The 4,173-nt window shown below is 59.8% G+C and carries 5 protein-coding genes and 1 pseudogene; all 6 read left to right on the top strand.

What is annotated here, in order from left to right:
* On the top strand, nt 1–340 hold a 340-nt coding region (locus G113_RS19390; RefSeq protein ID WP_005910735.1), incomplete at its 5' end, for an Hpt domain-containing protein.
* Nucleotides 324–1,565, top strand: a complete 1,242-nt coding sequence (locus tag G113_RS19385; protein ID WP_005910733.1) for a response regulator — start codon at nt 324–326, stop codon at nt 1,563–1,565. The genes G113_RS19390 and G113_RS19385, both read left to right, overlap by 17 nt.
* The gene (locus G113_RS19380; RefSeq protein ID WP_005910731.1) at nt 1,566–2,231 is read left to right on the top strand and encodes a GNAT family N-acetyltransferase; all 666 of its coding nucleotides are present in this window, start codon (nt 1,566–1,568) and stop codon (nt 2,229–2,231) included.
* A gap of 57 nt (nt 2,232–2,288) precedes the next feature.
* On the top strand, nt 2,289–3,062 hold the full coding sequence (gene cobB / locus G113_RS19375; protein WP_005910729.1) for a Sir2 family NAD+-dependent deacetylase: 774 nt from the start codon (nt 2,289–2,291) through the stop codon (nt 3,060–3,062).
* Nucleotides 3,063–3,200: 138 nt separating this feature from the next.
* Nucleotides 3,201–3,692, top strand: a complete 492-nt coding sequence (locus tag G113_RS19370; RefSeq protein WP_152436112.1) for a hypothetical protein — start codon at nt 3,201–3,203, stop codon at nt 3,690–3,692.
* Between the two features lie 74 nt (nt 3,693–3,766).
* A pseudogene (locus G113_RS19365) lies at nt 3,767–4,173 on the top strand (GGDEF domain-containing protein); the annotation flags it as partial.

The raw sequence follows: 4,173 nt of genomic DNA, 5'->3' as shown, positions 1-4,173 counted from the left end.
ATCCCGAGCTGGCTTGCTGGATAAGCAGGGCCCTGTTGCTGGAGAGCGGCTGGCCATGCCCGTCCTGAGCGATGAGTTGATCGCCCTCTACCGGACCACCACCACCGAAGACATCAATAAGCTGGCCGAGGCGCTCGCCTGTCAGCAAAGCGTTGAGATAAATGCGCATTTACACAAGATCAGGGGAGCTGCGAAAATGGTCGCGGCCCTGCCCCTGCTGCAGGCGATAGCGCGCTGGCAAGGGGATCCCGAGTTATCCCTGATCCTGTTGCTGCGCCAGGCCCTGGCCGAGACGGTGCACCAGCTGACCGAGAGACAAATTGATGATCATCACAGATGAAGAGCTGATGGCCCTGTTGGAATCCCCAACGGAACAGGAGTCCGGTTTTCATACCCTGACCCTTTACGCCCTGGACAATCGCGCTTATGAAGCGGCAAGGGCTGCGGGTTTACCCGACCATGTGTCCCTGTGGCGTGCCCGTCCCGACGCCAGCTGGCAATGGTCAGGGTTGTTTGCGACTGGCGCCATCGCCTTGTATGACCCAGGCGAACATGATGGTACTGACTATCTTGCCGCCATGACGCAGGATCATGAGGGCATCTACCGTCTCGATCAGGATTGGCAGGCTGCCCTCGCGCTTCGCCAGCAGCAGTGGCTCGCCTGGCTGGCGGATTTTGAGCTGCTGCTGCTCGAAGACCACCCCTTCCAGGGCGCCCAGTTGGAGCAGCAGATCCAGCAGCTGGGTCTGCCTTGCCGCTGGGTGCAAGATGGCGCCAATTGCCTGCGGGTACTGGCCGAGGGCAAGACCCGGCTTCTGCTCTGTGACTTGAGTCTCGCGGAGCAGGATGCCATCAGTCTGTTACTTGCCAACCGCCAGTATCAGACCCTGCCCGTCATCTTGCTCTCCGCCCATGAACAGACTCTGATCGACGGTAGTCGTCGCCTGCTCCATGACGCGGGCTTCAATGTGCTGGCAGCCATCGCCAAACCGCTCCTGGGCGACGAGCTGCTGCGTCAGCTCAAGGGGCTCTATCTTGGCAACCAGCGGCTGCGGCGTCTCAAAGGGCTGCGCCGCACCGTGCGCACCTGGCAGGGGCAAGGGGTCGGCACCCTCTCCCTCAAGTCCAATCCCCCCTTGCAGGGGGAACATTGGTTGCCTTTCACCGGCTGCGCGCCTGACTGGCAGACGCTCAAAGCCTGGTTGGACAGTCTGGATCGCGCGCCCTCTGCACTCACTCTGGTTATCCAGCGCCGGGATGCCTTGCTCGGCGATCAAGCCGCCTTCGCCTTGGTGCTGCAAGCGAGTCTGGCGGGGGTCAAGCTGGCACTGTTACTCGACAATGGCGAACACCTGCCATTTGATCTGATCGAGCGCTTGCCGTTTCAGCAGTTGTTGCTCGGTCAGCCCCTCTTGCAGGAGTGGGAGCGTGCGGCGCCAGACTCTCTGCTTGGCCGCTTCATGGCGCGGGTACGTGAGATAGGCATCGACATCTATCTGGATGACAGCGTCAAGTTGCTGGATGAAGAGAGTTGGCGCACCCGGGGTGCGGCGGGATACTGGTAGGTGCCCCGCTATCTCTGCTGGCCCCAGGACGAGGTCCGCCTTGGCCGTGGACTTGCTGGCTGGCAACCGGCCCTGAGCCGCGCCGAGCTGCCGCTGGCCATGACCCTGGCGGGGGTGACCTGTCTTCTTGCCGAGCTGGGGCCCGCCGATGAGACGCGTATCGTGCAAGCATTCGAGGGATTGAGTCAGCACAGCGTCTACTTGCGTTTCATGCGCGCCAAGCAGCATCCCACCGCCGATCAGGTGACCTTCTTCCTCCATTATCCGAGAGACAAGCAGATCTCCTTGTTGCTCAGCGACAGTTTGGGCGAACCCCTGGCCCAGGCCCAGTCCATCCGCCGTCTGCATCCTGACAGAGCCGAGTTCTCCTGTATCGTCGCCGATCATTTCCAGCACAGAGGCGCGGGTCGTCGCCTGTTGCTGGCCCTGGCCATATTGGCGCGGGGGGAGGGGATCCGTGAGTGGACCGCCGAGGTGTTGGCCCAGAACAGGCCCATGCTGGCGCTGCTCAAGAGTTTGGGGTTGCCGCTCACCCTGGTGACGGGGCGTGAACTTATCTTCGTGCGCCTCGATCTCAGTGCACTGGATCCTCTGCTGGCGCGACCGGGCCGAACGCAGGTCGATGGGTCGCCCCGGCAGCGTGGTCCTAAGACCAAGGGCGAATAGGCCCCCTCAAGGGGCCTGTGTTAAGGTCTTTCTATAGGCTGCGTCAAGGAGTTGAGCATGCAAGCGCCCAAACACATAGTGATACTGACCGGGGCCGGTATCTCGGCCGAGTCGGGTATCAAGACCTTTCGTGCCAGTGATGGTCTCTGGGAAGAACACAAGGTGGAAGACGTGGCCACCCCAGAGGGTTACCATCGGGATCCCGTCCTGGTGCAGGGCTTCTACAACGCCCGCCGTCAGCAGTTGCAGCAAGAACAGATCCATCCCAATCCGGCCCATTACGCGCTGGCGCGGCTGGAGCGCCTCTATCCAGAACAGATCACCTTGATCACTCAGAACATCGACAATCTGCACGAGCGGGCGGGCAGCCAGCGACTCATCCATATGCATGGGGAGCTGCTCAGGGCGCGCTGCCCTGTCTCGGGACAAGTTATCGAGTGGCGTGGTGACCTGCATCAGGAAGATCTCTGCTCCTGTTGCCAGTTCCCGCAGCCGTTGCGTCCGCATGTGGTCTGGTTTGGCGAAATGCCGCTGGGGCTGGATCGCATCTATGGCGCTTTAGCGCAATGCGATCTCTTCATCTCTATCGGCACCTCGGGAGCCGTCTACCCGGCGGCGGGTTTTGTCCATGAGGCGGGCCTCAATGGTGCTCACACCATAGAGCTCAATCTGGAGCCAAGTGAATTGGAGAGCCAATTTGATGAGAAACGTTATGGCCCCGCGTCCCTTTTAGTGCCAGCCTATGTGGACGAGCTGCTGCAACGTTGCGGTGTGCACAAACCCAAGCCCATCTCCGGGGAGAATTGGATGGAGATGAGAGATCGCCTCTGATGTGGGAGCCGCTTCCCATCGCTGATCATTTATCTCACTGTTTTAATTAAGCAAAGCCAATAAAGTTGCACTCCCGATGATATGTCAGCACACTCGAATGAGACAGTGCTGATGGATGTGACAATAGAGGGCTGCTGGATGCAAAGAAACATATTCACCAGGTGGCTGATCGCCACCCTGCTGTTAAGCGGCCTGATGGCGCCATTGGTGCAGGCCGCAGAGAGCACCATTCTGACGCTGACCGCCCCTGGCGGATTTAGCAAAGAGTATGGGCGCATCGAACTGGAATCCCTGCCTCAGGGCGTGTTTGAGACGGTCAGTCCCTGGACCAAGGGCAAGCATGGTTATCGTGGCCCCTTGCTGCGGGAGCTGGTCCGGCAGGTTCGCCCCAATGCCGATCGGGTCAATGTGGTTGCCCTGAATAATTACAGCCATGAGGTCAGACTCTCGGACTATGACGACTACGCACTGATCCTGGCCATGAGCGAGGATGGCAAGGCGTTGACCCGTCGCAACAAGGGACCGCTCTGGCTGCTGGTTCCCTTCTCCGACCACCCCAAACTGAGCGAAGACCCCAATGTGCAGGCATCGATGGTGTGGCAGATTGTCCGGTTAGAGGTGTTGGATTGAAAAGCCGCTCGTTGCAAAACCCGCTGTTGATAGGGGTTTGTCTGCTGTTTATCGGCTCTTCCATCTGGGGCCTTATGCTCCAGAAAAAGCATGAGCGGCTGGTTGACTACTTCTATCGTGGCTCCCATTGGAACATTCATCAGCTGTTGCTCGATTCGCAGCGCTTCCTCTATGAGCTGAAGCTATACCGGGCCGGGGTGGGGGACATGGCGTCACTCTCCCTCGAGTACGATCTGTTCTGGAACCGGATTGATGTTTTCCTGGTGAGTGATGAGACCCAAGTCGTGCGTGGCCAGCTAGGCCTGGGGGACATCGCCAGTGACTTGTTTGCCGATCTCAAGCTGATCGAGTCGCAAATGGATGCCGGCAAGCTGGTGGAGGGGCCCGAACTTGATCGTATGCAAAAGCATCTGGTCGCTTGTACCAAGCGGCTGGAACAGATCAGCCGGGTGGTGCTGACCGGGGAGGCGAGGGAGGCCTC

The organism is Aeromonas molluscorum 848, from assembly GCF_000388115.1.
Lineage (GTDB): Bacteria > Pseudomonadota > Gammaproteobacteria > Enterobacterales > Aeromonadaceae > Aeromonas > Aeromonas molluscorum.
Note: the sequence above shows the minus strand (reverse complement) of the source record. Positions and strands in the feature narration are given on the sequence as shown.